General features: G+C 56.9%; 30 protein-coding genes, 1 other RNA gene and 1 pseudogene. 22 read left to right on the top strand and 10 right to left on the bottom strand.

The window, feature by feature from the left end; translation table 11 throughout:
* Positions 1-54: 54 nt before the first annotated feature.
* Positions 55-177 (top strand): annotated as a pseudogene (locus CH74_RS19700) (uS17 family ribosomal protein); the annotation flags it as partial.
* Here CH74_RS19700 and lptC read toward each other — a convergent pair.
* The 3 genes from lptC to CH74_RS15125 are packed head-to-tail and all read right to left on the bottom strand — an operon-like array spanning position 120 to position 2,025.
* Positions 120-473, bottom strand: a complete 354-nt coding sequence (gene lptC, locus CH74_RS15135) for an LPS export ABC transporter periplasmic protein LptC (RefSeq protein WP_082140452.1) — start codon at positions 471-473, stop codon at positions 120-122. The pseudogene CH74_RS19700 and the gene lptC sit on opposite strands and share 58 nt — an antisense overlap.
* A 2-nt stretch (positions 474-475) precedes the next feature.
* Positions 476-1,033: an HAD family hydrolase gene (locus CH74_RS15130; protein ID WP_048308359.1), complete on the bottom strand. Its 558-nt coding sequence runs from the start codon at positions 1,031-1,033 to the stop codon at positions 476-478.
* Positions 1,034-1,044: 11 nt separating this feature from the next.
* The gene (locus tag CH74_RS15125; protein ID WP_048308358.1) at positions 1,045-2,025 is read right to left on the bottom strand and encodes a KpsF/GutQ family sugar-phosphate isomerase; all 981 of its coding nucleotides are present in this window, start codon (positions 2,023-2,025) and stop codon (positions 1,045-1,047) included.
* A 230-nt stretch (positions 2,026-2,255) separates the two neighbouring features.
* Between CH74_RS15125 and CH74_RS15120 the strand changes: the two genes are divergently transcribed.
* The 9 genes from CH74_RS15120 to hisD all read left to right on the top strand — a co-directional run bounded on the left by CH74_RS15120 (position 2,256) and on the right by hisD (position 9,157).
* Positions 2,256-3,068 (top strand): ABC transporter ATP-binding protein, encoded by an 813-nt coding sequence (locus CH74_RS15120; protein ID WP_048308357.1) that lies wholly within the window; start codon positions 2,256-2,258, stop codon positions 3,066-3,068.
* Positions 3,065-3,847 carry a lipid asymmetry maintenance ABC transporter permease subunit MlaE gene (gene mlaE, locus CH74_RS15115; protein ID WP_048308356.1) on the top strand — a complete coding sequence of 261 codons (783 nt, stop codon included), beginning with the start codon at positions 3,065-3,067 and terminating at the stop codon, positions 3,845-3,847. Before CH74_RS15120 ends, mlaE begins: the two co-directional genes overlap by 4 nt.
* Positions 3,847-4,311, top strand: coding sequence for an outer membrane lipid asymmetry maintenance protein MlaD (gene mlaD / locus CH74_RS15110; RefSeq protein WP_048308355.1), 465 nt, complete (start codon positions 3,847-3,849; stop codon positions 4,309-4,311). Before mlaE ends, mlaD begins: the two co-directional genes overlap by 1 nt.
* A gap of 18 nt (positions 4,312-4,329) precedes the next feature.
* On the top strand, positions 4,330-4,977 hold the full coding sequence (locus CH74_RS15105; protein WP_048308354.1) for a phospholipid-binding protein MlaC: 648 nt from the start codon (positions 4,330-4,332) through the stop codon (positions 4,975-4,977).
* Positions 4,974-5,312: a lipid asymmetry maintenance protein MlaB gene (locus CH74_RS15100; RefSeq protein ID WP_048308353.1), complete on the top strand. Its 339-nt coding sequence runs from the start codon at positions 4,974-4,976 to the stop codon at positions 5,310-5,312. The genes CH74_RS15105 and CH74_RS15100 overlap by 4 nt, the downstream gene beginning before the upstream one ends.
* 244 nt (positions 5,313-5,556) lie before the next feature.
* Positions 5,557-5,811: a BolA family protein gene (locus CH74_RS15095; RefSeq protein ID WP_048308352.1), complete on the top strand. Its 255-nt coding sequence runs from the start codon at positions 5,557-5,559 to the stop codon at positions 5,809-5,811.
* 13 nt (positions 5,812-5,824) lie between these two features.
* Entirely contained in the window at positions 5,825-7,087 is a 1,263-nt protein-coding gene (gene murA, locus CH74_RS15090; RefSeq protein ID WP_048308351.1) for a UDP-N-acetylglucosamine 1-carboxyvinyltransferase, read from the top strand.
* 31 nt (positions 7,088-7,118) lie between these two features.
* Positions 7,119-7,763, top strand: a complete 645-nt coding sequence (gene hisG, locus CH74_RS15085) for an ATP phosphoribosyltransferase (protein ID WP_048308350.1) — start codon at positions 7,119-7,121, stop codon at positions 7,761-7,763.
* Positions 7,764-7,834: 71 nt separating this feature from the next.
* On the top strand, positions 7,835-9,157 hold the full coding sequence (gene hisD, locus CH74_RS15080) for a histidinol dehydrogenase (protein WP_048308349.1): 1,323 nt from the start codon (positions 7,835-7,837) through the stop codon (positions 9,155-9,157).
* A 67-nt stretch (positions 9,158-9,224) separates the two neighbouring features.
* On the opposite strand, the gene CH74_RS15075 is transcribed toward hisD, so the two are convergent.
* Both CH74_RS15075 and CH74_RS15070 read right to left on the bottom strand, forming a co-directional pair.
* Entirely contained in the window at positions 9,225-10,379 is a 1,155-nt protein-coding gene (locus CH74_RS15075) for a carbohydrate porin (protein ID WP_053070792.1), read from the bottom strand.
* Between the two features lie 228 nt (positions 10,380-10,607).
* Positions 10,608-11,861, bottom strand: a complete 1,254-nt coding sequence (locus tag CH74_RS15070) for a Do family serine endopeptidase (protein ID WP_048308348.1) — start codon at positions 11,859-11,861, stop codon at positions 10,608-10,610.
* Positions 11,862-11,978: 117 nt separating this feature from the next.
* Between CH74_RS15070 and CH74_RS15065 the strand changes: the two genes are divergently transcribed.
* Positions 11,979-12,737: a Nif3-like dinuclear metal center hexameric protein gene (locus CH74_RS15065; protein ID WP_048308347.1), complete on the top strand. Its 759-nt coding sequence runs from the start codon at positions 11,979-11,981 to the stop codon at positions 12,735-12,737.
* Positions 12,738-12,762: 25 nt separating this feature from the next.
* Here the strand turns inward: CH74_RS15065 and CH74_RS15060 are convergent, their stop codons facing one another.
* Positions 12,763-13,227, bottom strand: a complete 465-nt coding sequence (locus CH74_RS15060) for a YhcB family protein (protein ID WP_048308346.1) — start codon at positions 13,225-13,227, stop codon at positions 12,763-12,765.
* A gap of 171 nt (positions 13,228-13,398) precedes the next feature.
* Between CH74_RS15060 and zapE the strand changes: the two genes are divergently transcribed.
* From zapE to CH74_RS15020, 8 genes are all read left to right on the top strand, one after another.
* Complete coding sequence (zapE, locus tag CH74_RS15055) at positions 13,399-14,592, top strand: cell division protein ZapE (RefSeq protein WP_048308345.1); 1,194 nt, start codon at positions 13,399-13,401, stop codon at positions 14,590-14,592.
* A 166-nt stretch (positions 14,593-14,758) separates the two neighbouring features.
* Complete coding sequence (gene rplM / locus CH74_RS15050; RefSeq protein ID WP_048308364.1) at positions 14,759-15,187, top strand: 50S ribosomal protein L13; 429 nt, start codon at positions 14,759-14,761, stop codon at positions 15,185-15,187.
* A 13-nt stretch (positions 15,188-15,200) separates the two neighbouring features.
* A complete protein-coding gene (gene rpsI, locus CH74_RS15045) occupies positions 15,201-15,590 on the top strand; it encodes a 30S ribosomal protein S9 (RefSeq protein WP_048308344.1) in 390 nt (129 codons plus the stop codon).
* Between the two features lie 231 nt (positions 15,591-15,821).
* Complete coding sequence (gene petA, locus CH74_RS15040; RefSeq protein ID WP_048308343.1) at positions 15,822-16,418, top strand: ubiquinol-cytochrome c reductase iron-sulfur subunit; 597 nt, start codon at positions 15,822-15,824, stop codon at positions 16,416-16,418.
* On the top strand, positions 16,418-17,677 hold the full coding sequence (locus CH74_RS15035) for a cytochrome b N-terminal domain-containing protein (RefSeq protein WP_048308342.1): 1,260 nt from the start codon (positions 16,418-16,420) through the stop codon (positions 17,675-17,677). Before petA ends, CH74_RS15035 begins: the two co-directional genes overlap by 1 nt.
* Entirely contained in the window at positions 17,677-18,465 is a 789-nt protein-coding gene (locus tag CH74_RS15030) for a cytochrome c1 (RefSeq protein ID WP_048308341.1), read from the top strand. The genes CH74_RS15035 and CH74_RS15030 overlap by 1 nt, the downstream gene beginning before the upstream one ends.
* A gap of 182 nt (positions 18,466-18,647) precedes the next feature.
* Positions 18,648-19,274: a stringent starvation protein SspA gene (gene sspA, locus CH74_RS15025; RefSeq protein ID WP_048308340.1), complete on the top strand. Its 627-nt coding sequence runs from the start codon at positions 18,648-18,650 to the stop codon at positions 19,272-19,274.
* 69 nt (positions 19,275-19,343) lie between these two features.
* The gene (locus CH74_RS15020) at positions 19,344-19,835 is read left to right on the top strand and encodes a ClpXP protease specificity-enhancing factor (protein WP_048308339.1); all 492 of its coding nucleotides are present in this window, start codon (positions 19,344-19,346) and stop codon (positions 19,833-19,835) included.
* Positions 19,836-19,950: 115 nt separating this feature from the next.
* On the opposite strand, the gene CH74_RS15015 is transcribed toward CH74_RS15020, so the two are convergent.
* The 4 genes from CH74_RS15015 to CH74_RS15000 are packed head-to-tail and all read right to left on the bottom strand — an operon-like array spanning position 19,951 to position 23,294.
* Complete coding sequence (locus CH74_RS15015) at positions 19,951-20,526, bottom strand: BON domain-containing protein (RefSeq protein ID WP_048308338.1); 576 nt, start codon at positions 20,524-20,526, stop codon at positions 19,951-19,953.
* Between the two features lie 5 nt (positions 20,527-20,531).
* Complete coding sequence (locus CH74_RS15010) at positions 20,532-21,125, bottom strand: phosphoheptose isomerase (RefSeq protein WP_048308363.1); 594 nt, start codon at positions 21,123-21,125, stop codon at positions 20,532-20,534.
* Between the two features lie 23 nt (positions 21,126-21,148).
* Complete coding sequence (locus tag CH74_RS15005; RefSeq protein WP_048308337.1) at positions 21,149-21,517, bottom strand: YraN family protein; 369 nt, start codon at positions 21,515-21,517, stop codon at positions 21,149-21,151.
* Positions 21,504-23,294: a penicillin-binding protein activator gene (locus CH74_RS15000; protein ID WP_048308336.1), complete on the bottom strand. Its 1,791-nt coding sequence runs from the start codon at positions 23,292-23,294 to the stop codon at positions 21,504-21,506. Before CH74_RS15000 ends, CH74_RS15005 begins: the two co-directional genes overlap by 14 nt.
* A gap of 114 nt (positions 23,295-23,408) precedes the next feature.
* Here CH74_RS15000 and rsmI point away from each other — a divergent pair, with 114 nt between their 5' ends.
* The 3 genes from rsmI (at position 23,409) to rsmH (ending at position 25,693) form a co-directional block, all read left to right on the top strand.
* Entirely contained in the window at positions 23,409-24,269 is an 861-nt protein-coding gene (rsmI, locus tag CH74_RS14995) for a 16S rRNA (cytidine(1402)-2'-O)-methyltransferase (protein ID WP_048308335.1), read from the top strand.
* A gap of 84 nt (positions 24,270-24,353) precedes the next feature.
* Positions 24,354-24,705, top strand: an RNA gene (rnpB, locus tag CH74_RS17920) — RNase P RNA component class A.
* A gap of 28 nt (positions 24,706-24,733) precedes the next feature.
* Positions 24,734-25,693, top strand: a complete 960-nt coding sequence (rsmH, locus tag CH74_RS14990) for a 16S rRNA (cytosine(1402)-N(4))-methyltransferase RsmH (protein ID WP_048308334.1) — start codon at positions 24,734-24,736, stop codon at positions 25,691-25,693.
* Positions 25,694-25,698: the final 5 nt, after the last annotated feature.

Raw genomic sequence — 25,698 nt, 5'->3', positions numbered from 1 at the left:
AGGTAACTGAGATGGCCGAAGAAAAGTAAAGGCCCGTTACGCTCACCGGCAAGGGTGGTGAGCGACAAGATGGATAAATCCATCGTCGTAATGATCGAGCGCCGCGAGCGTCATCCGATCTATGGCAAATACGTTAAGCGCTCCACCAAGCTGCACGCCCATGACGAGGCGAACCAGGTGCGACCCTCATCGTCATAAAGGCGTATATCGGGAGTTGTTGCACGAATGATGTCATCCACGGGCGTATGCACCAGGCGTGGCGTTTCAAGGCGTTGATAAGGGTTGCCTTCAGCATCGAAACGCGTCATTCGTGCGCCCTCTAGATAGAAGTCCGGTTCACCGGCGGTGTCACTAGGCACCGGGCCAGGCGTGGGATCGTCACGTTGTTCGATGAAGGTCAGGAGTCCGCCCAGGGCCAGTAGAATCAATGCCAGCCAGAACTTGGCGGGAGGTTTGGCCAACCGCAGCGCCATGTTTAGCCTTTTCCGTGCAGATAGGTATCAAAGATGGCAGGCCAATGGCCTTGCCATGCCAGTAGACTGTCGCAGATATCGCGCACGGCGCCGTGTCCTCCCGGGCGTTCGGTGACCCAATCGGCATGTTCTCGAATATAAAGAGGGGCATTCGGTACGCTGATGCCCAGTCCCGCATGCTTGATCGCTGATAGATCCGGCAAATCGTCGCCACAGTAAGCGACCTGCTGCAATTCCATGTTCAGCTGGGCAAGCAAGGATTGCAATGCCTCGAACTTGTCGTCGCGTCCTTGTATGACGTGTTCGATACCCAGTGCTTCGGCACGTCGAGTCACCATTGATGATTCACGTCCGGTGATGATGGCAACCTGAATACCTGTCTGGCGCAATAGCTTTATGCCTAAACCATCTTGGGTATTGAACGTCTTGCTTTCCTGATCGTCGCTCTGGAAATGAAGCCGGCCATCGGTCATGACGCCATCCACATCCAGGGCAAGCAGACGGATATTATGGGCACGCTGGATTAACGCAGAATCGTCGAGAGGGTAGTCGAGTGTCATACCATGCTCCTCTAGATAACGCCGCTAGCAAGTAAATCGTGCATGTGCAGGGCGCCGACAGGGTGCTCCTGGGCGTCCACCACCGCTAGCGCGGTAATACGGTTGTCTTCCATGATCTTGACCGCTTCCGCGGCTAACATGCCGGGAGAGATGCGCCTGCCCCCGCGGGTCATCACGTCATCGACCCGCAGTGTCCTCAGATCGGCATGTTGATCGAGAGTGCGTCGCAGATCCCCGTCGGTGTAGACGCCGATCAGTTGATCCCGTTCATCCACGACACAGGTGAACCCGAGTCCCTTATGAGTGATTTCAAGTAGCGCATCGCGAAGCGGGCTACCAAGCATTACCTTGGGCACGCGGTTGCCAACATGCATCAGATCGTCGACCTTGAGCAATAGACGCCGGCCCAGGCTACCCCCCGGGTGTGACAAGGCGAACTCCTCGGCGGTGAAGCCGCGGGCCTCAAGCAAAGCGACCGCCAACGCGTCGGCTAACGCCAGCGCTGCGGTGGTCGAGGAAGTGGGTGCAAGGCCCAAGGGGCAAGCCTCTCGTTCGACACCGGCATCGAGATGTGCCTGAGCATGGCAGGCAAGGGTTGAGTCAGCGCGTCCGGTGATGCTGATCAGGGGCGTGCCCATGCGCTTGAGTAGTGGGAGCAGGGCCGTGATTTCAGCGGTCTCGCCGGAATTGGACAGCGCTAGCACGACATCCTTGGAGGTGATCATGCCTAGATCGCCGTGGCTGGCTTCGCCAGGGTGGACGAAAAAGGCAGGCGTGCCGGTGCTGGCCAGGGTGGCGGCGACCTTACGACCAATGTGACCGGACTTGCCCATGCCGGTGACGACCACACGCCCCGGGCACGCGAGCATCAAGCGGCAGGCATTATCGAAACCCTCTGACAGTTTGGCATCAAGGCCAGCGATCGCCTGTTGCTCGAGATCCAGCGTACGGCGTGCGCTGGATCGAAAGTCGAAGTTGGCATTGACGGTCATGATAAGACACTGCCCTATTGGCGATTGAGCTCGAAGGACGAACTGAACGGTTGTTTGCGAGTCACATTGGTGCATCCATAATGCTTGGCTGCGTAACCTGCATGCAATGAGTGGACGTCATTAAACGCATTGCTCCAGGCGCTTGCAAGTTTGTCCCTGCCGGCAGGTGCCCTGGGCAATAAGATGAGTTAGGATACGATGTTCGATAATCACCCCGGTGGATCGCTATGATGAATGACCCGCAATTCGTCGAGGTCGAAAACATGTATTTCTCTCGCGGCGACAAGGAGATATTTCGCGGCGTCGACATGCATATCCCGCGCGGCAAGATCACTGCCATCATGGGACCCAGCGGTTCGGGCAAGACGACCTTGCTCAAGCTGATCGGGGGGCAGCTTTACCCAGACGCCGGCCGCGTGGAAATCGACGGCCTTGATGTGCATCGCCTGAAGCGACGTGAGCTTTTCCGCTTGCGGCGTCGCATGGGCATGCTGTTTCAAAGTGGCGCCTTGTTTTCCGACCTTAACGTTTTCGAAAATGTTGCCTTTCCTCTACGGGTGCACACCGATCTGCCCGAAGCGATGATCCGCGATGTGGTGCTGATGAAGTTGGAAGCAGTGGGTTTGCGCGGTGCGCGCAATCTCATGCCGGCAGAGCTTTCCGGCGGCATGCTGCGCCGGGTAGCCCTGGCCCGGGCAATCGCCCTGGACCCGGAGCTGATTCTTTATGATGAGCCCTTCGTCGGTCAGGATCCGATTTCCATGGGTGTGCTGGTGCAGTTGATCAAGAGGGTCAATCAGGCCCTGGGATTGACCGCCGTGATCGTGTCTCACGACATCAAGGAAACCATGTCCATTGCGGATTACGTCTATGTGCTTTCCGATGGCAAGGTCATGGCCCATGGCACACCGGCCAACTTGAACGTGGATCGCGATCCTCGGGTCAGTCAGTTCATGCACGGCGAACCCGATGGTCCGGTACCCTTTCATTACCCGGCACCGGATTACTACAGCGATATCCTGAACGAAGGGGCGAGGCAATGATCAAGCAGCGAATCACGTCCCTGGGAAGATCCACGCTTGATACGTTCGAATCGTTGGGGCGCGCAACCATATTCCTGTTTCAGGCGAGCATAGGCATTCCGAGCAAGGAAGGATTTCATCTGTGGCTGCGCCAGATGCACTTCATCGGCGTCATGTCCCTGGCCATCGTGCTGGTGTCAGGGCTATTCATTGGCATGGTGCTAGGGCTGCAAGGCTATACCATCCTGGTGGATTTCGGCGCCGAGGACGCGCTGGGACAGATGGTTTCCTTATCGCTTCTGCGCGAGCTGGCGCCGGTGGTGGCGGCACTTCTGTTCGCCGGTCGTGCCGGGTCGGCCTTGACCGCCGAGATCGGTTTGATGAAGGCAACCGAGCAGCTTAGCAGCATGGAAATGATCGGTGTCGACCCCTTACGCCGGGTAGTGGCGCCTCGCCTATGGGCAGGCTTCGTCTCCTTGCCCCTGCTGACGATAGGATTCAGCGTCGTGGGTATCTGGGGTGGCTATCTGGTCGGCGTCGATTGGTTAGGGGTGAATGAAGGCTCCTATTGGAGCAATATGCAAGCCAGCGTCAGTTTTATCGACGATGTTGGCAATGGGCTGGTCAAGGGGCTTGTGTTCGCACTGGTCGTTACGTGGATTGCCGTGTTTCAAGGCTATGATCTCGTGCCTACCTCAGAAGGCATTTCCCGGGCCACGACTCGTACGGTGGTCTACTCTTCGCTGGCCGTTCTCGGCCTGGATTTTGTGCTGACGACGCTGATGTTTGGAGAACTCTAATGAAGCGCAGCAAGACGATGGAACTAGGGGTTGGCTTGTTCGTGCTGGCCGGCATCCTGGGATTGATATTTCTCGGGTTGAGCGTCAGTGGGTTGAACAATGGCCTGTCGAGCAGCAGCTTCAGCCTTAAGGCGGATTTTGCCGACATCGGCGGTTTGAAGAAGGGATCGCGGGTCACCATGGCTGGGGTTCAAATCGGCAAGGTGACCTCGGTGGAACTCGATCAGGAATGGTTTGATGCTCGGGTCACCATGGAGCTCAACGGAGAGCTCGAGGGCCAGCTCTCCGAGGACACAACGGCAGCGATTCTGACCTCGGGGCTGCTTGGGGAGCAGTACATTGGACTGACCGTGGGTGGAGCCCCTGATACGCTTGAGGATGGCGACGTCATTCACGATACTCAGAAAGCGCTGGTACTCGAAGAGCTCATTCAGCAGTTCGTATCGAATATGGTCAATAACTAATACTGTGGGAGTAAGTCGATGAACAAGTTCACTCCATTTTTCAAGTTCTGTGCAATGTCACTATTGGTACTGGGTTTGGTGATGGCCCAAGCACAAGCACAATCTTCGCCGGTACAAACCATTCGCGACAGCATCGATCAGCTGATGAGCAAGATCGAAGGGCGCCATGACTACTTCAAACAGCATCCAAATGAGCTCGAGACATTGGTCGATGACAATCTCGAGGACATTGCCGATTTTCGTTACATCGGTGCCAGCGTCATGGGGCGTTATTTCCGCAATGCCTCCCCAGAGCAGCGTAGCCGCTTCGTAAAGACATTTCGCAAGACGCTGATCGATACCTATGCCAAGGGATTGGTGACGTTCGACTATCGGGATTTGCGCGTTCTTGACAGCCAGGGGGTGAGTTCTGGCGACCAGGCAAGTGTCGATATGGAAGTGGTGGCGACCGATGGCCAGGTCTATCCGGTCAGCTACAGCATGCGCGAGCACGATGGGCAGTGGAAGGTGGTCAATGTCATCGTCAATGGCATCAATCTTGGGCTGACTTTTCGCAACCAGTTCGATCAGGCCATGCGCAATAACAATCGCGATTACGATGCGGTCATCAACGGCTGGTCGCCGGAAGTGGGTACCGACGAGCTGGAGCAAGGGGGCGACGCGTGACGCTATTGCTTGATGGCGATGCGCGGCTCGAAGTGATCGATGGGGTATTGACTGCCAGCGGCGAGGCGGATTTTGACGTTGCCTCGACCCTGGCGGCCAACGGTCTTGAATGGCTGGAACAGCAGGAAGAAGGCAGCTCCGTTGCCTTCGATTTCAGACAGGTCGATCAGGCTAGCAGTGCCGTACTCAGCGTCATGCTGGAATGGCTTCGCTGTGCCAAGCGCCGCTCCTTGGTGGTGAAGGCAATAACCCTGTCACCACCCCTGACCCGAATAACCGACATGGCAGGACTCGATCAGCTGTTGGATGATGATGCGGTCGAGCACGCGAGCTAAGAGGGTGTCTACAAACTACTGCGCTCGACCATACTACGTTGAAACCAGCCTTAAAATGCTCATTTACAACCCGTAAACTCCGCTTTTTCGGCTGATTTCGTCTTGTCTGATCGTCGCTCGTGACTTTTGTAAACACCCTCCAGGCGTCCGTCATCGCCATCGGCGGCACTTTTCATTACCATGGTGGCTTTCTGCATAGTCCTATCATCAAGAATCATGTCAGCTACAGGAGCCACCCCAGTTCATGCAACCCAGTGACGTCAAGACCTTGCTCGAGTCTCGTATCGATGGCTGTGATTTTCATATTCAGGGTGAAGGCTGTAATTTTCAGGTCATTGCCGTTGGTGATGTCTTCGAGAATCTGTCGCCGGTCAAGCGTCAGCAGCTGATCTACGGTGCCTTGTCCGAAGAGATTGCCAGTGGCGCTTTGCATGCCATCAGTATCAAGACCTATACCCCCGCCCAGTGGCATCAGGCGCCTGAAAACACTCAAGCCTGAAGCGAAGATACTCATGGACAAACTAATCATCACCGGTGGTGGCCCCCTCGAAGGCGAGGTGTGGGCCAGCGGTGCCAAGAATTCTGCCTTGCCGATCCTGGCTGCCACACTACTTTCCGACGAGCCCGTCGTCATCGGCAACCTGCCCCATCTACAGGACATCACCACGACGCTGGAACTGCTTGCCTGCATGGGCATCGAGCCGGTGATGGGTGACAGGATGTCCATCCAGCTCGATGGTTCCCAGGTCCGCGATTGTCATGCGCCCTATGAGCTGGTCAAGAAGATGCGTGCCTCCATCCTCGTGTTGGGGCCGCTACTCGCACATTTTGGAACCGCAGACGTGTCGCTACCCGGCGGGTGCGCCATTGGCTCTCGCCCGGTGGATCTGCACATTCACGGTCTCGAAGCGATGGGGGCAAAGATCGTCGTCGAAGGCGGTTATATCCGAGCGCGAGTCGATGATCGTCTCAAGGGTGCCACCATCTTTTTCGATACCGTGACCGTCACGGGTACCGAAAATCTGCTGATGGCGGCGACCCTTGCAGAGGGCACCACGATACTGGAGAACGCGGCGCGTGAACCGGAAATCGTCGATCTGGCCGAATGCTTGATCGCCATGGGTGCGAAGATCGAAGGGCACGGCAGCGACACCATCGTCATTGAAGGGGTCAAACGTCTGCATGGCTGCCATCACGATGTCATGCCGGATCGTATCGAGACCGGCACCTTCCTGGTCGCTGCCGCCGCCACCGGCGGCTGCGTACGGGTGCGTCGTACCCGTGGCAACATACTCGAAGCGGTGCTAGCCAAGCTCGAAGAAGTCGGCGCCAAAATCACTACCGGGGAAGACTGGATCGAGCTGGACATGCGCGGCCGGCGGCCCAAGGCGGTCAACATACGTACCGCGCCTTATCCGGCGTTTCCAACAGACATGCAGGCGCAGTTCGTCGCGCTGAATGCGGTGGCCGAGGGCACCGGTCGCGTGGTTGAAACGATCTTCGAAAATCGCTTCATGCACGTTCAGGAGCTCAATCGAATGGGGGCGGACATTGCCCTTGAAGGCAACACGGCGGTTGTCAGCGGCGTTGAACGGCTGTCCGGTGCGCCGGTCATGGCGACCGATCTGCGCGCATCGGCAAGCCTGGTCATTGCCGGTATTTTGGCTGAAGGCGAAACCCTGGTTGATCGTATCTATCATATCGATCGCGGCTATGAGTGCATCGAAGAAAAACTGCAGCTGCTGGGGGCGAAGATTCGCCGCGTACCCGGATGAGAACGTTCAAACTTTTCCCAAGTGGCACGCCATGAGCAAACAATTGATCCTGGCCCTTTCCAAGGGACGTATTCTGCAGGAAACGCTGCCGCTACTGGCGGACGCTGGAATCGAACCCGTCGAGGATCTGAGCAGCAGCCGCAAGTTGATCTTCGACAGCAATCTGGACCATCTCAAGCTGGTGGTCATACGTGCAGTGGATGTGCCTACCTATGTACAGATGGGCGCTGCGGATCTTGGTATTGCCGGCAAGGACGTGCTGCTGGAGCATGGTGCCAACGGTTTCTATGAACCGCTGGATCTGGAGATCGCCCGTTGTCGGCTGATGACTGCCGGTCCCGTCGGTAGTCAGCCGACCCATGCACGACGCCGGGTGGCTACTAAATTCGTCAACGTGGCGCGGCGCTATTATGCCGAACAGGGCATTCAGGCAGAGGTGGTCAAGCTGTATGGCGCCATGGAGCTTGCCCCGCTCATGAATCTGGCCGATGAGATCGTCGATATCGTCGATACCGGTAATACTTTGCGGGCCAATGGCATGGAGCCGCGAGAGATGATCGATGAGATAAGCACGCGGCTGGTGGTCAACAAGGCGGCAATGACCATGAAACATCGACAGCTGAAGCCTCTGATCGAGCGCTTGCAGGAAGCGGTCGCTGCACGTCGCGCTGCTTGATGCATACTGGATTCGAATGTTTCTGAACATATCGAATGATCTAACAATCGAATCATATTGCGAGGCGATTCATGATCACCAGGACAAATGACGAGGCAATGCTGACCCAGCTGTGCACCACGGATGCAAATTTCGATGCGTCATTGAGCGCGCTGCTTGCCTGGGAGGGGGTTTCGGGCGCCGAGGTTCAGCGTCGAGTGGACGACATCATCACTGCCGTGCGTACTCAAGGCGACGCCGCTCTGATCGAGACGACGAATCGTTTCGATCGTCTCAGTGTCACCCACATGAGTGAGCTCACTGTAAGCAAGGCGCGCCTGCACCAGGCCTTCGACGGATTGCCTCAAGAGCAGCGTGACGCCCTGGCTCATGCGGCAGAGCGCGTTCGTGTCTATCATGAGCATCAAAAGCCCGAGTCCTGGCAGTATACCGAGGCCGATGGCACGCTTCTGGGACAGCAGGTCATTGCCTTGGATCGAGCGGGCATCTACGTCCCCGGGGGCAAGGCCGCCTACCCGTCTTCCGTCTTGATGAACGCGATTCCAGCCAAGGTCGCCGGCGTGCAGGAAATCATCATGGTGGTGCCGACACCGGATGGGATACTCAACGAGCTGGTACTGGCCGCCGCGCATCTCGCCGGCGTCGATCAGGTATTTACCATCGGCGGTGCTCAGGCCGTGGCAGCCCTGGCCTATGGTACCGAAACGGTGCCTCGGGTCGACAAGATCGTGGGGCCCGGCAACATCTACGTTGCCACGGCCAAGCGTGCGGTATTCGGTCAGGTGGGTATCGACATGATTGCCGGGCCATCGGAAATCCTGGTGATCACCGATGGCGGCACCGATCCGGACTGGCTGGCCATGGATCTATTCTCTCAGGCGGAGCATGACGAGGACGCCCAGGCGATCTTGATCGGTTGGGAGCAGTCCCATGTCGATGCGGTGAAAGAAGCCATCGAGCGTCTGCTGCCCGGCATGGAGCGCGAAGCCATCATTCGTCAGTCGTTGACGACTCGAGGCGCCCTGATCCTGTGCCGGAGTCAGGCGGAGGCGGTCGAGTTGATCAATCGCATCGCACCAGAGCATCTGGAACTTTCGGTTGATGAGCCTGAAGCCTGGCTTCCGGGGATTCGCCATGCCGGAGCCATCTTCATGGGACGTCATACCGCCGAGGCGCTGGGCGATTACTGCGCCGGACCCAATCACGTGTTGCCGACTTCGGGCACCGCACGCTTTTCGTCTCCCCTAGGCGTCTACGATTTTCAGAAGCGCTCATCGCTGATCCAGTGTTCCGCGCAGGGCGCCTCGACCCTGGGGCGTACCGCATCGGTACTGGCCCGGGGCGAATCCCTCACCGCCCATGCCCGCTCCGCGGAGAATCGCATTACTTCATAGTTTACGGTCTGTCTTGGAAACAGTATCCGTCCCAAGAACGGATATCGACGATCAAAGGGCAAATTGATCAGAAGTTGGCAAGCATTGCTGCACCTAGCACCCAGGCATTGTCCGTATCGCTGCCGCCACCTGGATTGACGACGTATTGCAGGTTGGGGCGCAGTGCAAACCAAGGCGTCAGCTGCGCCGAGTAGTAGATCTCAGCGTTGTACTCTTCACCCTGCGAAGGCCTTGGTCCGGGATTGACGCCGGAACGAGTGGCCTGGCGCTGGTTGTAGCGGTTGTAATCGTCGTTGACCATGGCGTAGGCAAGACCCCAGCCGACTTCATCGTTCGGTCGCGCATCAAAGGGCCCGGCATAGGTTACGCCAGTGGAAACATAACGTTCGATAAAGGAGGTGTCCTTGTCGTTCCAGCCGGCCATGCTGAATACGCTCAACCCGCGGTTGGCATCACTTTCATGGGATGTCAGCTGCTGATCGATCACGTAATAAAAACCGTAGCGTCCACTCTTTTGTTGATCGTCGGAATCGCTGCTGTAGTCCTGTGTGTCGGCACTGCTGTAATAGCCGCCTAGGCGATAGGCGCCGGGCAGATTTTCATGCCCAAGCCTGGGTGTCCATCCAAGCTCAAAGGGGATTAGAGTGCCCGTAGTGCCATTGCCATGGATGATATCCAGGTGCTTGTCCGGATCGGTATTGTTGAGATTGAGGTTGAAAAGACCGAGCTGTGCATAGTAGTGCGGCTTTATGTTCCAGCGACCTACCGCAGCCCATTGAGAAACCGGCCAGTTGTACCAGATATCGCCGTTCTGGTTGCCGGGCTCACCGCTGCCTAGATAAAGGTTCTGGAATTGGCTTTCGTAGGTGGCAAAATCGTCTCCGACGGGAATGCGCCCTAGCTTGTAACTGAATCGACCGTCGAACATGCTCTGCTTGTACCAAAACTGAGTCAGCCGCAGAACGTTGCCGCGCCCGTGGACTTCCTGAACCGATGAGATGGTGCCGTTGGCGGGATCGGTCAAGCGATCAGCGGTCAAGTCGTCGCCGTTGCGGTCGGTGAACGTGATCTGAAATGTTGCATCCGCAATCCCAATCAGCTTGTCCAGATCGAGAGTGACGCCGGCTGAGAATTGATCCGCATATCTGATCGTACGATCATGATCGTAGCCCCCATGCAGATTGTAGGCCGACTCGGCAATATAGTTGAACTTGAAAGCCACGCCTTGATTCTCGAGCCGCTGCGCTTGCCGTCCCAATCTCCAAACATATGTTCGCCGTTCAAAGCGAAGGCCGAAGCGCCCTGGGCCTGTGTTCCGATCGTCAGCATTCCCAGGGCTAGTAAGCCGCAATGTCCTTTGCCGGTCATTCCCATGATTTCCTCCTGAAATCCGTTTTACTGCGATCTTGTAGCCAATTCCGCTCGGATCCGGCATAACACCAACCTTTAATCAGCGCCCGCTTGGGGTCGGGCGCTCACCCACCTCGATCTCGACTTTTTGTGTTTCGCCATCCCGCATCAAGGTGATGGGAAGGGTCGTATTGGGTTCCACGTCGGCAATGTCGCTCATGGCAACCCGTGGATCAAGAATCGGTTTGCCATTGATCGAAAGAAGCACATCGCCTTGTTGTATACCGGCCCGCTCGGCAGGGCTTTCAGGGACCACGCTGGCCACCACAACGCCCTGGGCCGCATTCAAGCCAAACGAGGTAGCCAGGTCCATCGTGACTTCCTGTACCTCAAGGCCCAGCCAACCTCGAATCACACGCCCCTTGCGGACCAGTTCGTCGAGAATTTCGCGAGCCACATTGGTCGGAATGGCAAATCCTATGCCTTGAGATCCCCCCGTACGGGAAAAGATGGCGGTATTGATTCCTACCAGCGAGCCCTCGGCGTTGATCAGAGCGCCCCCGGAATTGCCCGGATTGATGGCCGCATCGGTCTGAATGAAGTCCTCATAGGCCGAAAGACCCAGCTGGTTGCGCCCCGTGGCACTGATGATTCCCATGGTCACGGTTTGGCCGACGCCAAAAGGATTGCCGATGGCCAAGCTCACATCACCGACTGCAGCGCTTTCGGAATCCACCAGACTAATGACCGGCAGATCCTTGAGATCGATCTTGAGCACGGCCAGGTCGCTTTCCGGATCGGTGCCGATGACCTTGGCCAGGGTCTCGCGACCGTCCCGTAGCGCCACCTGGATCTGATCGGCGCCACGAATCACATGATGATTGGTCAACACATAGCCGTCGTTGCTGACGATGACCCCAGACCCCAGACTGGACAGCATGCGCTGGCGGCTGGGCATCTCATCGCCGAAGAACTGACGGAAGAAAGGATCTGACATCAAGGGATGCTCTTTGCGTTCGACGACTCGAGAAGAGTAGATGTTGACCACCGCTGGTGCTGCCGTGTCGACGGCGTTTGCATAGCTGGCAGGGCCAGTGCGACGCGCAAGCGGCGCCGCCTCGAGCAGCTCCGGCGCTGGACGTGAGATGGGCGCGGTCTTCAACGTCGGCGCAATGGCATCGCCAATGTCTCTAGTCTGGGTGGCGGGTGGTGAGATCAGCGTCTCAGGCAGCCTGAGGGCGGGCTCAGGCGTTACTGATTGATTGAGCAAATTCGGAAACTGATTGAGCAGGATAACGGCCAGGAGTACACCGCTGATCACGGGCCAGATAAGTGGCTTGACAAGGCGACGCATGCAAGGTCCTTGGTTGAAGAAAAATTCGGCATTCTGTCGGCTCGAAGCGAAAGGAAACGGCCGCTACAATGAGCGAAAGTGTATCACTGCAGTACGTTGACTGCCCGAGGATGAGCGATGATAGCGCGGGATCGATTGGTGAAGATGTGCGACGAGCTGTTGTATCCCGACAGGTTCAAGGATTACACCGTCAATGGCCTGCAGGTGGCGGGGCGCTCACGCATTGGCCGGATCATGACCGGTGTGACTGCCTGTCAGGCGCTGCTGGACGAAGCGGTATGCTGGAAAGCCGATCTCGTGCTCGTTCATCACGGCTACTTCTGGAAGAACGAGCCGGTCACGATTACGGGCATGAAGCGCCGGCGCTTGGCCACGCTGCTTGGCAACGACATCAATTTGCTGGCGTATCATCTGCCCCTGGATGCCCATCAAGTACTGGGCAACAACGCGCGTCTGGCGGCGGAACTGGATTTCGAGGTGCAAGGCTGTGCCGATGGGGAGCTGGGCACAGGTCTTCTATGGCTGGGCGCGCCGAGCAAGGCAATGGATAGTGTTGCCTTGGGAGCGCATCTAACTCAACGCCTTGATCGCGAGCCTACGATGGTGCTCGGCCATGAACGACAGATTGAGCGGGTTGCCTGGTGCACCGGCGGCGCCCAGGACATGATCGAGCTGGCTTTCGAGGCCGGCGCCGATGCCTTCATATCCGGGGAGATTTCCGAGCGTACGACACATCTGGCGCGAGAAATGGGTATAAGCTATTTCGCGGCGGGGCATCACGCGACGGAGCGCTACGGTATCAAAGCGCTCGGTGAGTGGTTGGCTAGGGAGCAGGACATCGAGCATCGCTTCGTGGACATCGATAATCCTGCTTGAGTTTCATCGCCGATCAGTCGTTGCTTTAATAGCGAGCGGGTTGCACCTGCTGGTCGGCTTCATTCGGCTGATGCAGACCAAAATCCTCGGACAGCGTGCCCCTGTTTCCATCGGCGTAGTCCCGTGGGGTTTCAAGGGTGTCAGCGCCGTCGTCCGGCTTGGTGTCGATCGAATCGGCGTCGGTCTGGTCAACCAGCTGCTGCTTGAATCTAGGATCATCGCTCAAGCGCTCGGCACCCAAGGCTACCTGCTCCTCCAGCTCCAGGCTTTGCCGCTGAATTCCTTTGACCAGGTTGGTGACATTGATGAAATGCTCGTTGAGAGTCTCTTTCACCTGACTGAGTTCAAGTTCCCTCTCGGCCAAGCGCTGGCGCACCTTTTGATTGCGAGCCACGTTGGCATTGAGCAAGTGATAGCCTAATGCGCCAATGCCAATGCCTGCCAGGACACTGGCAATAACCAGAATCCAATTGATATTGCCTTCGTACACATCCTTCCCCTTTACTGTTGTCATACCGATCCAGCCAGCCGTCGGCATGGCACATTATACGGTCCAAGGTACAAGAGGGGTCAATGTGTTCACGTCAATGCTTTCCATGCTTATGCAGGGGCCTTCTGCAGCGTATAATTCACGCCCTCATACCGGATTACACTAAGGCTCATGCACGTGACAGCGACCTCTTCAGAGGCAACGGCTCCTCCTTCTCCCATGGCACGCTATCGAGAAGATCTCGAGCGGGACGATTTCGAGTACGATCCTGCCCAGGAAAATGCCGTGCAGCACCTGCAGCGTTTGTACGACGAGCTGCTGGAAACACCGCGACGGTCATTGGCAGCGAGCACGGCGACTAACGGCAGTCGTCGCAAGAAGATGAAATCTCGCGTCAAGGGGTTCCTGGGCAAGCGTGACTCATCCCCGAAAAAGGTGGAGACCCCGGAGGTTCCGGGACTGTATTTCTGGGGCGGCGTAGGACGAGGCAAAACCTATCTGGTGGATACTTTTTACGAGTCTCTGCCGTTTTCAGACAAGATGCGCACCCACTTTCATCGCTTCATGCAGCGAGTGCACAACGAGCTCGGTCATTATAAAGGACAGAAGAATCCACTCGATCTAATTGCGGGCAAGTTCGCGAAAGAGGCGCGAGTCATTTGCTTTGACGAGTTTTTCGTCAAAGACATCACCGACGCGATGATCCTGGCCAATCTGCTCAAGGCGTTATTTGCCCACGGCGTGGTATTGGTGACGACGTCCAATATCGTACCGGACGAACTGTATCGAGATGGCTTACAGCGTTCGCGCTTCTTGCCGGCAATCGATCTTCTCAAGCGTCACTGTCAAGTGGTTAATGTGGATTCCGGGGTCGACTATCGCTTGCGCACCCTTGAGCATGCGGATCTGTTCCATACGCCCTTAAGCGATGATGCAACTCATCGGCTAGAGCAAAGCTTTCTTGCTATCGCTGGAACAGAAGGGGAGAAACAGACGAAGATCGAAATCAACCACCGTTTATTGACCGCGCGACGGGAACACGAGGGTGTGGTCTGGTTCGATTTCGACATGCTATGTGACGGTCCACGTAGTCAAAACGACTACATCGAGCTGGCTCGGGAGTTTCATACCGTGCTGCTGTCGGAAGTGCCGCGCATGGGAACGTCGAGCGAGGACCAGGCCAGACGCTTCATCAGTATGGTCGATGAGTTCTACGATCGTGGGGTCAAGCTGCTAATGTCGGCTGCGGCGCCCATCGAGCAGCTATACCATGGCGATAAACTGGCCTTCGAATTCGAGCGCACGCTGTCGAGGCTTCAAGAAATGCAGTCCCAGGAGTATCTGGCGCTTCCCCACCAACCGTAATCCGAGCAGACAGGCTATCAATATCTCTTAACCCGAGCGCAAGCCTCATGTATACTTCGCGCTCGCTCGACAGTTGCCTTTCTCACGGAAGCGGCAACCAAGAAAAATAGGGATGGTCCGTCGTCGCAAGACACGAGACCCAATGTTCCAATTGGTGATTGAATCCATGAAGACGTTCACTGCTAAGCCGCAGTCCGTCCAGCGCGACTGGTTCGTTGTCGATGCTGCGGACAAGACGCTCGGTCGTCTGGCTACCGAAATCGCTCGCCGCCTACGCGGAAAGCACAAACCGGAATACACTCCCCACGTCGATACTGGCGATTATATCGTCGTGATCAATGCTGAAAAGGTTCGTGTGACCGGTAACAAGGCCCAGGCCAAGAATTACTATCGTCATACCGGTTACCCGGGCGGCCTACGCTCGATGTCTTTCGAGAAGATGATCGATCATGCGCCGGAGCGCATCATCGAGTTTGCCGTCAAGGGCATGTTGCCGAAGGGGCCGCTAGGTCGCGCCATGTATGCCAAGCTCAAGGTCTACGCCGGCACTCAGCATCCCCACGCCGCGCAGCAGCCTCAAGAATTGAACCTCTAAGGGATATTACGCCATGTCACAACAGTATTATGGTACCGGGCGCCGCAAGACTTCCACGGCCCGTGTGTTCCTCAAGCCGGGCTCCGGAAAGATTACCGTCAACAACCGCGAAGTGGCCGATTACTTTGGTCGTGTCACCGCCCAGATGGTCATTCGTCAGCCGATGGAGCTGACCCAGACAAACGAGCAGTTTGATGCTTACATCACCGTCTGCGGTGGCGGTGGTTCTGCTCAAGCCGGTGCGATTCGTCACGGTATTACCCGGGCGCTGATCGATTACAACGAAGAATTTCGCGGGCCGCTGCGGGAAGCCGGTTATGTAACCCGCGACGCCCGGGAAGTCGAGCGCAAGAAAGTGGGGCTTCGCAAGGCACGTCGGCGCCCTCAGTTCTCCAAGCGCTAACGGGCTTCGAGTCAGGTGCGACAATAACGCTCAGCCATTTTTGGCTGAGCGTTTTTTTATGTCCTTCATTGACTTAACTCAACAGAAAGCACTTGGCTAGCGAGCGTCAGCTTGTGTTGACGAAGGCCTTTTCTTAACATGATGACACTTCATACCAATAAGCCGTGAGTTTTCCTTTCGCGGTACATGATAGTGACAGTTGGCAGCTGTATTGACGGGAGAAATCATAAGATGGCAGAGAACGGCGTGAACAAAGGGCGACGCCGTTTCCTCGTCGGCGCGACCGCAGTAGTAGGCGCAGTCGGAGCAGTCGGGGTAGCGATCCCTTTCCTGGGGTCTTGGCAGCCTAGTGCCAAGGCAAGGGCAGCGGGAGCCCCGGTCGAGGTCGATGTGTCCAAGCTCGAGCCAGGACAACAAATGACCGTCGAGTGGCGCGGCAAACCGGTATGGGTGGCGCGCCGGGACGACGCCGTAATCGAGCGTTTGAAGGAAATCGATTCTTCTCAGCTTCGAGATCCCGATTCTGGCGCACCCCAGCAGCCCGACTATGTGGACCCTGTACTGCGTTCGATCAAGCCTGAATTCATGGTATTGATCGGCATCTGTACCCATCTTGGCTGTGTGCCGTCCTATCGCCCCGAGCCTGGGGCCGCAGATCTAGGAGGCGACTGGCCGGGTGGCTATTTCTGTCCGTGCCATGGCTCACGCTTCGATCTGGCAGGGCGCGTGTTCACCGGCGTACCGGCACCATTGAATCTTTTGGTGCCGCCTTACCGTTATGATACCGATACGACCATCGTCATCGGTGAAGATCAGGAGGCAAGCTGATGGCTAATCCGAACAAGGCCAAGGCAGATAGCGGTGTCATGCGCTGGGTCGACGATCGATTTCCGGCTACCCAGATGTGGAAAGAACATCTCGCCGAATACTACGCCCCCAAGAACTTCAATTTCTGGTACTTTTTCGGCTCCCTGGCGATGCTGGTGCTGGTCAATCAGCTCTTGACCGGGGTCTGGTTGACCATGAGTTACAATCCCACTGCCGAAGGTGCCTTTGCTTCCGTCGAATACATCATGCGCGACGTGGAGTACGGCTGGCTGATTCGCTACATGCACTCCACCGGCGCCACGGCCTTCTTCGTGGTGGTTTACCTGCACATGTTCCGCGGCTTGATGTACGGCTCTTACAAGGCGCCACGAGAGCTTCTCTGGGTGTTCGGCATGTGCATCTATCTGGCACTAATGGCCGAGGCTTTCATGGGGTACTTGCTGCCTTGGGGGCAAATGTCCTACTGGGGCGCCCAGGTCATCATTTCATTGTTCTCGGCAATCCCCGTCATTGGCGATGACCTTACTCAGTGGATTCGCGGCGACTACCTGATTTCCGGTATTACCCTGAACCGCTTCTTTGCGCTACATGTGGTAGCCCTGCCGATCGTCATTCTGGGTCTTGTCGTGCTGCACATCATCGCCTTGCATGAGGTTGGGTCCAACAACCCCGACGGCATCGATATCAAGGCCAAGAAAGACGAGACCGGCAAGCCACTCGATGGCATTCCGTTCCATCCTTATTACACCGTCAAGGATATCGTCGGTGTAGCGGTCTTTTTGTTCGTATTCTGTGCGGTGATCTTCTACTTCCCGGAAGGCGGGGGGTATTTGCTGGAGAAGCCCAATTTCCAGCCCTCAGATCCTCTCGTGACGCCTGAACACATTGCGCCGGTATGGTATTTCACGCCGTTCTACGCCATTTTGCGCGCCATCACTTTCTCCTTGTTCGGTCTTGATTCCAAGTTCTGGGGCGTGGTCATGATGGGGGCCTCCATTGCCGTTCTGTTTGTGCTGCCTTGGCTCGACCGCAGTCCGGTACGCTCGATGCGTTACAAGGGCTGGATATCACGCATCATGCTGGGGCTGTTTGTAATCAGCTTCGTCATTCTGGGATATCTGGGGGTTCAGCCGGTGTCGCCGGGACGCACCTTGCTGGCCCAGGTCTGTACGGTCATCTACTTTGCCTACTTCCTGCTGATGCCGTTCTATACCCGGTTCGAGAAAACCAAACCGCTACCGGAAAGGGTGACTGGCTAATGAAAAAGCAATTGTGTGTACTGCTCTTCGCGCTGTTGCCCATGAGCGCGTTGCCTTTGACCGCATTTGGAGCCGGGGGCGAGAGTGTCCATCTCGACGAGATGAACCCCGATCTTCAGGACAAGGCTTCTTTGCAAAATGGCATGAAGCTTTTCACCAACTACTGTATGGGCTGCCATTCCCTGGACTATCAGCGCTATAGCCGCGCCGCGGAGGATCTGAATATTCCTCAGGCGCTGGTCGAGGAAAACCTCATCTTCGATGAAAACCTTTCCTACAACGATCAGATGCGCATCTCCATGGACAGCGATGATGCAGCACAGTGGTTTGGTGCCGCGCCGCCGGATCTGAGTCTTGAGACGCGAGTGCGGGGTACGGATTGGATCTATACCTATTTGCGCAGTTTCTACAAGGACACTGAGCGGCCTTGGGGCGTCAACAATACGGTCTTTCCTCTGGTAGGCATGCCGAACGTACTGGAACCGTTGCAAGGTACTCAGGAAATGGTCTGCGCCCAGACCGAGAAGGCGACGGCGCCGGATGCGGAGCTCGACCCGCTTTCAGGTCTGTACAAGTCCTGTCATGTGCTGCAAGTAACCGAGCCGGGTGAGATGGAGCCAGCAGAGTTCGATCAGGCCGTGTGGGATCTGACCAATTTCCTGGCCTACGTCGGGGAGCCTTCAAAGCTTCAGGCTCAGTCTCTGGGGCCCAAGGTATTGATCTTCATATTCATATTTGGCGTGATCGCGTACTTCTTGAAGCGTGAGTACTGGCGGGACGTTCACTAAGCAAGCGCATCAAGCATGAGACGAAGGCGTATGACATGATTGTCATACGCCTTTTTCGTGTTCGTGTTGAGCATAGGCTAAAAGTAACGATCCAAAGTCTATCGTTTTCAGCGGTGCGGGGGCCCGTGGTCTGGGCTGGCGTGTTATCATTCTGGCTTTGAATCGAAACGAGGAAGTGTTTCATGGGTGTAGTGGCCAAGCGGTCATCGATGACCTTCTATTCCGGTAGTCACGACCATTACAGCCATCGCGTGAGAATCGTGCTGGCGGAGAAAGGGGTGGCGGTGGATGTGGTCGAAGTCGATGAAGACAACCGGCCCGCCGAACTGGCGGATCTCAATCCGTACAACAGTGTCCCCACCTTGCTGGATCGCGATTTGGTGCTCTATGAATCCAAGGTGATGATGGAGTATCTGGATGAGCGCTTTCCACATCCGCCCTTGTTGCCCGTTTATCCTGTCGCTCGAGCGCAAAGCCGTTTATGGATGCATCGTATAGAGCGGGAGTGGTGCCCGTTGGTCGAAGAGATTCTCAACGCAGGCAAGAAGGACGCCGAGCGAGCACGCAAGGAGCTGCGTGAAAGCCTGGTGGGTATCACACCCATCTTTGATGATATGGCCTTTTTCATGAGCGAGGAATTCTCGCTGGTTGATTGCTGCATTGCGCCTATTCTCTGGCGTTTACCCATTCTGGGCATCGAGCTGCCGGAGAAACAGGTTCCGCCATTGATGGGCTATATGGAGCGCCTGTTCTCCCGAGATGCCTTCAAGGCGTCTCTATCCGAGGCAGAGCGCGAAATGCGTCCTTGAGACACGCTTTATTGCGTAGTAGAACGACATGGGTTCCGGTCACACACATCAATCCAGAGGGGGATAGCTATGCTGTCCAGTCGTCCCTACCTTGCCAGGGGCCTTTATGAATGGCTTCTGGACAATGAGTTGACACCTTACATCGTTGTCGACGCCGAGCGCGAGGGTGTCAGGGTGCCGCAGCAATTCATTCAAAATGGCCAGATTGTTCTCAACATTGCGCCTACGGCGGTTAGAGAGTTGAACATGGCCAATGACGTTCTTGGTTTCGATGCGCGCTTTGGCGGTCATCCTATGCAGGTTCTTGTGCCCTTTGATGCGGTAATCGCACTATATGCCAAGGAAAACGGCGTTGGCATGGTGTTTGGCCATGAGCCGGTCATGCCTGGGTATGACGAAGCGATGGCGCAAGAAGCGAAGCAGAAAGAAGAACGTCCTGTTCTCGAAAGCGTCGACACTAGTGAAGAAGACTCGACCTCATCTGATGCCGGCAAGAAGCAGTCGGATGACAAGGAAAAAGAGTCTGGCAAGGAACGGCCGTCGCTGCGTGTCATCAAATAGCGATTGGCGGTCGGGTTGCCTGTCGGTAGCCAAGCGTGAAACAACGAAAAGCGGATGATCTTGGATCATCCGCTTTTGTTTTGATGCTTACTTTCCAGACTAGAGGAGGTAGCGTTCAATCGAGATAGTCGAAAATCTTGATGACGCGTTGTACGCCGCTTACTTTCGAGACGATATCGACGACTCGCTGGCCTTCTTGCCGGGACACCATGCCCATTAAATAGACGGTACCGTTCTCGCTGATGACCTCTACATGGCGCGAATCGACATCTTCGCTGGACGCCAGGCGAGTTTCGATGTTGGTTTCCAGCCAGTTGTCGGTCATGCGCTGGGTAAATGGCAGGTTCGCCGCGATCGTCAGTTCGTTATGTATCTGACGCACCTGTCGGGTGTTCTGCGCGATCTCGCCGGCCTTGTCCTTGAGCTCCTGGCTGGGTACCTGCCCGTACAGCAGTACAACGCCGTTATAGCTATTGACCCCGATCCGGGCGTCTCCTAGCCGGGCATCATTTCTCTCCATGGCGTCCTGGACTTTGCTTTCGATGCTGCCGTCCTCGACACGCATGCCGGCTGTACGGGCACCGTAGTCCTCTCCTTCAGGGGAAGGGGTAGTGGCGTTGTTGATGACCGAACATCCGCCAAGACCCAGGGCAAGGGCAAGTAGAACCGGGGTAAACAGTGGTTTTTTCATCGTCATTACTCGTTGCTGCCAAAAAGCTGTTCATCAATCAGGTCGCACAGGCAGTGTATAACCAACAGGTGGACCTCCTGAATGCGTGCGGTGGACGTAGCCGGTACGCGAATTTCACAGTCGTCACGTCCCAATAGTGAGGCCATATCGCCGCCATCGCGTCCCGTCAGGGCAATGACCGTCATATCGCGATCGTGAGCTGCCTGAATCGCCTGGACCACGTTGGCTGAATTTCCGCTGGTCGAGATCGCAAGCAGAATGTCTCCGGGTTGACCCAGGGCTCGCACCTGCTTCGAAAACACCTCATTATAGCTGTAGTCATTGGCAATGGACGTCAATGTCGAGGTGTCGGTGGTCAAGGCCAGGGCAGGAAGACTGGGCCGCTCTCGCTCGAAACGATTGAGCAGTTCCGAGGAAAAGTGCTGACAGTCTCCAGCACTGCCGCCATTACCGCAGGCCAGGATTTTGCCTTCATTGACCAGACCTTGAACCATCATCTGGCTGGCGACTTCAATAAAGGGCGGTAGCACTTCGCTTGCATAGGTCTTGGTGTCGATGCTGGCGTTGAAGTGGCCAAGAATGCGCGATTGAAAATCCATAATGAACCAAGGTCGAGTGACGATCAAAACGCGTCGAAGGCGGCGCGTACCCAGGTAAACTCCAGCTGTGGCGCAGTGCCGACGACGCCTACTACGTCAAAGCGGCATGCACATGATAGCCGGTTGCGCAGCAGATAAAAACGCGCGGCTCGAATCAGGCGCTGTTGTTTTGTGATATTGACGGTTTCCAGGGGGTGACCGTAGCGGGTGTTGGTGCGATGACGTACTTCAATGAATACGAGGGTATCGCCATCGCGCATGATCAAATCGATTTCCCCACCCTTGGCATGCTGGTTGCGAGCCACAAAGATCAGCCCTTGGGCCTGCAGCCACTTTGCCGTGATGCCTTCAATTGCCTCACCTCGTTGACGTGCGTCACTACTGGGTTTCATCGAGAGGTTCCAGGCGAGTGAATCCCATCAGTGGTGGCTGCGGTACGCCATCGACAAAGCGCGCCCAAGGCATATCGCGATGAATACGATGATCGGGGCCCGCCTTCAAGATGCCGGTAGCGCCGTACAGCTCGTTGCTGGGTAACAGGGTGAGCAAGGGCAATCTGCGCCCCAGTTCATAGGCATCCACGCCCATGGCATTGAGCTTGAACAGTGCGGAGTCGCGGTTATCGCGTAGTTTCCGGTAGCTATTCACGAAAGGCAGAGCATCGCTGCCTCCAACCGCTGCATCCGGTATCACCCAGGGGATGTCGATAAAGGTGACGCCATTCAAGTCGTGATCGGTCTGAGGCTGCAAATGTCCCTCGAATAAATGCGAGGTGGCGTAGATAGGCAGATTGCCGGCATAGAAGAACTTGAGTGTCGGCGGTACTTGGCGAGCATAGTTCGGCAAGGCAAGCAGAAACAGCATGTCCAGATCGCGTCGAGCACGCTCACCCCGCACGTCCAGCAGTGGGCGTACTGCATTTGCCACTCTACCTTCGGGATCGTAGTTGATGGCACTGGCTATCTCGCCACCTTGTTCCTGCCAGGTTTGCTTGAATGCTTCACCGACACGACGACCCCAGGGATTGTTGGGTATCAGCAGGCCGGCCCGACGATGGCCATCGAGCCTAGCGCGGCGCGCTACCTGGCGAGCTTCATCTTCGGCAGAGAGGCCGAACTGAAACAGATTCTCGGCATGATTCTCGTCGCTCGTGCCATAGTTTAGGGCCAAGGTGGGCAGGGGAACATCGTTGCCAAGCTCCAGGCGCGAGACCGTATCCTTGTCCAGCGGGCCAATGACCACCTGGGCGCCGTCCATGGCGGCTCTGGCATAAAGCGTATCCAGATCCGCGTCGCGAGTATCGTAAAAGCTCAACTGTGGCGTTTGCTCACCCTGGTCCAGAGCATTCATGTGGCGTACCTGCATGCCCTCGCGAATGGCCTCTGCCACATTGGACAAGGGGCCGGATTGCGGTAGAAAGACGGCGATATGACGCACTTCCTCGCCGCGTAGATCCCGTAACGCCCGAAGATTTTCCGGTAGGCGTCTGGCGGCAGGATGATTGGGGTATTGTTGGCGCCACTGTTCGATATGAGTGAACAAGCGCTCCACGCTGCTACCATTGCGACGCTGCACCTCGATAAGGGCCACCCAGCCTTGAGTAAACTCATCATTGAAGCGCGTCAGCTGCTCGAGGGAGGGGCCGCGTAGGCGCGATAGCTGTTGCCATATGTCGTCATTGAGATCGAAAGGCGCCTCTTGGCGCTGCAAAGCGATCAGTTGCTCGACCGCGTCCGCCGGTTGTCCGGTCAATCCCAGGCCGAGCCCCCGACGATACATCAATGTTTGAGCATCGTCTGTGGAAATGGCCAGATTGCTATCCAGCAGCGAGGTGGCTTGTAGAACGCTCTGGCCATCTTCCTGATTCAGGCCGAGATAGGAGAGCAGCAAGGCCCAGCGCAGTCGGGCATCACCCTGTAGCTGAATCGAATCAATATCACCCGCGACCCCAAGCGCCTGCGCCAGGTCTCCCCGTCGTGCTAGGATGTCCGCGGCCTCGAGTCTCGTCAGTGCCGCTTCCCGGGCATTCTGATCCTGTGCCTGACGCAGCAGTTCGGTAGGCTCCTTGCTCACCGGCGCGGATTCTATCGGGGTTTGTTGAACGGCGCAGCCGGTCATTATGAGCGCCACTAACCCTGTACTGAGGAGTCGTCGCAGTGATTTGTGCATGGTATCCGTTTCCTTGTCTTGCACGGAGTTCGATTGGATGACGATGAGTTCAACCTGCAGGGAAACACGCCTGCGACGGGCGCCAACGACAACGTATTACGTCGGTATTGAACCATGACCGCATCTGCCAGTGGCACATTGTACGTGGTGGCCACGCCGATTGGTAACCTCGATGACCTCTCGCCCCGTGCCATTCAAACACTGGCAAGCGTCGACCTCATAGCGGCGGAAGATACCCGGCATTCTGCACGGCTGCTACATCATTTCGATATTCGCACGCCGCTGTTATCGCTGCATGAGCATAACGAAACCGGACGAGTCGAACAGCTTGCCCAACGCCTCGAACAGGGAGAGAACCTGGCGCTGATCAGTGACGCAGGTACGCCGCTGATTTGTGACCCCGGTTTCGTGCTGGTTCGAGCGCTGCGCGAGCACGGTGCTCGTGTTGTTCCCATTCCAGGTCCTTGCGCCTTGGTTGCTGCCTTGTCTGCAGCAGGGCTGCCTACGGATCGTTTTCTTTTCGCCGGTTTCCTGCCGGCGAAGGACGGCGCAAGAAAGGCTATGATCCAGTCCATGAGTGAGCGCGAAGAGACGCTGGTGTTCTATGAATCCCCCCATCGCATTCAGGCCACCTTACGCGCCTTCGGTGAACTTCTAAAAGACCGCCAACTGGTATTGGCCCGAGAACTGACCAAGGCCTTCGAGACCTTTCTCGAGGGCACGGCGGCACAGTTACTGGCACGTATTGAAGAGGATTCGAACCAGGCTCGGGGCGAGTTCGTCATCATGGTGGCCGGCGCACCCGTTCAGGTCAGCGAGACGACGACCCTTGAAGCGCATACGCTATTAAGCACCCTGTTGGCCGAAGGGGTCGGGGTCAAGCAGGCGGCGGCGATCGCTGCCCGGCTTTTAGGGGGACGCAAGAAAGCCTGGTACGACCAGGCGTTGTCTCTCAAGGACAGCGGTGGTGAGTAACGGCGGCGAGAGCGTCGACGGCAAGAATGACGACTGAGACGCTATTGTTATCGCCTCCCTCGCGCTGCTATTCTTGCGCGCTTGGAAGTTGGCCAGACAGCCGCCGCCGGTCATTGGCCGGGGGAGGAAAGTCCGGGCTCCATAGGGCAGGGTGCCAGGTAACGCCTGGGCGGCGCGAGCCGACGGAAAGTGCAGCAGAGAGTAGACCGCCTAAGCAGCGCAAGCTGCCGGCAAGGGTGAAAGGGTGCGGTAAGAGCGCACCGCGCGCCTGGCAACAGTGCGTGGCACGGTAAACCCCACCCGGAGCAAGACCGAATAGGCCCCCGACGCTGTGGCCCGCAGTGGGGGCGGGTTGGTCGCTGGAGCCCAGCGGTGACGCTGGGCCTAGATGAATGGCTGTCCACGACAGAACCCGGCTTATCGGCCAACTTCCATCCTGACATTTTGATATCCCCGGAAACTGCATGCCCCAACGCGCCACCGATTCTTCGTCGTCCACCGACTATCGTCATGCCAGCGTGCTGCTTGAAGGGGCCGTCGATACCTTGATTCACGATGCCGACGGGGTGTATCTGGACGGCACCTTTGGTCGAGGCGGACATTCGCGAGCCATTCTGGCGCGACTAGGCGCCAATGGACGCCTGCTCGCCATTGATCGCGATCCCCAGGCGTTGGTAGAAGCACAGCGCATCGAGGATCAACGTTTTTCAATAGTTGCCGATACCTTTAGTCATCTGGGTGATATAGCCCAAGCGCAAGGCTTGTACGGCCAGCTCGCGGGCATACTGTTGGATGTCGGGGTGTCTTCTCCCCAGCTTGACGATCCGGAACGTGGCTTCAGTTTTCTCCGGGACGGCCCCCTCGATATGCGCATGGACCCGAGTAGCGGTGAAAGTGCGGCCCAGTGGCTGAGTCATGCAAGCGAAGCGGATATTGCCTGGGTATTCAAGACCTACGGCGAGGAACGCTTCGCCAAACGCATGGCCCGGGCTATCGTTGAGCGACGACACCAGAGTCCCATTGCCCGCACCGGCGAGCTGGCGGAATTGCTCAAGGCCGCGCATCCTGCCTGGGAGAAAGGCAAGCATCCAGCGACCCGCGCCTTCCAGGCACTGCGCATTCATGTCAATCGTGAGCTCGAGGAGCTGGATGAGGCGTTGAAGGCAGCTCTCGAGGCGCTGGCACCCGGCGGTCATCTGGTGGTGATCAGCTTTCACTCTCTGGAAGATCGCCGGGTCAAACGCTTCATTCGTCATCACGTACGAGGAGATACACATCTGCCTCGAGGGATGCCGGTGCGGGACGATCAACTGGCGCGGCGCTTGGAAGCAATGGGCAAGGCTCGCCGTCCCGGAAAAGAGGAAGTCGAAGACAATCCGCGGGCTCGTAGTGCGGTGATGCGAGCAGCACGCAAGATCAACTGAAGATT

The organism is Halomonas sp. PR-M31 (assembly GCF_001039575.1).
Classification (GTDB): Bacteria; Pseudomonadota; Gammaproteobacteria; order Pseudomonadales; family Halomonadaceae; genus Modicisalibacter.
Note: the sequence above shows the minus strand (reverse complement) of the source record. Positions and strands in the feature narration are given on the sequence as shown.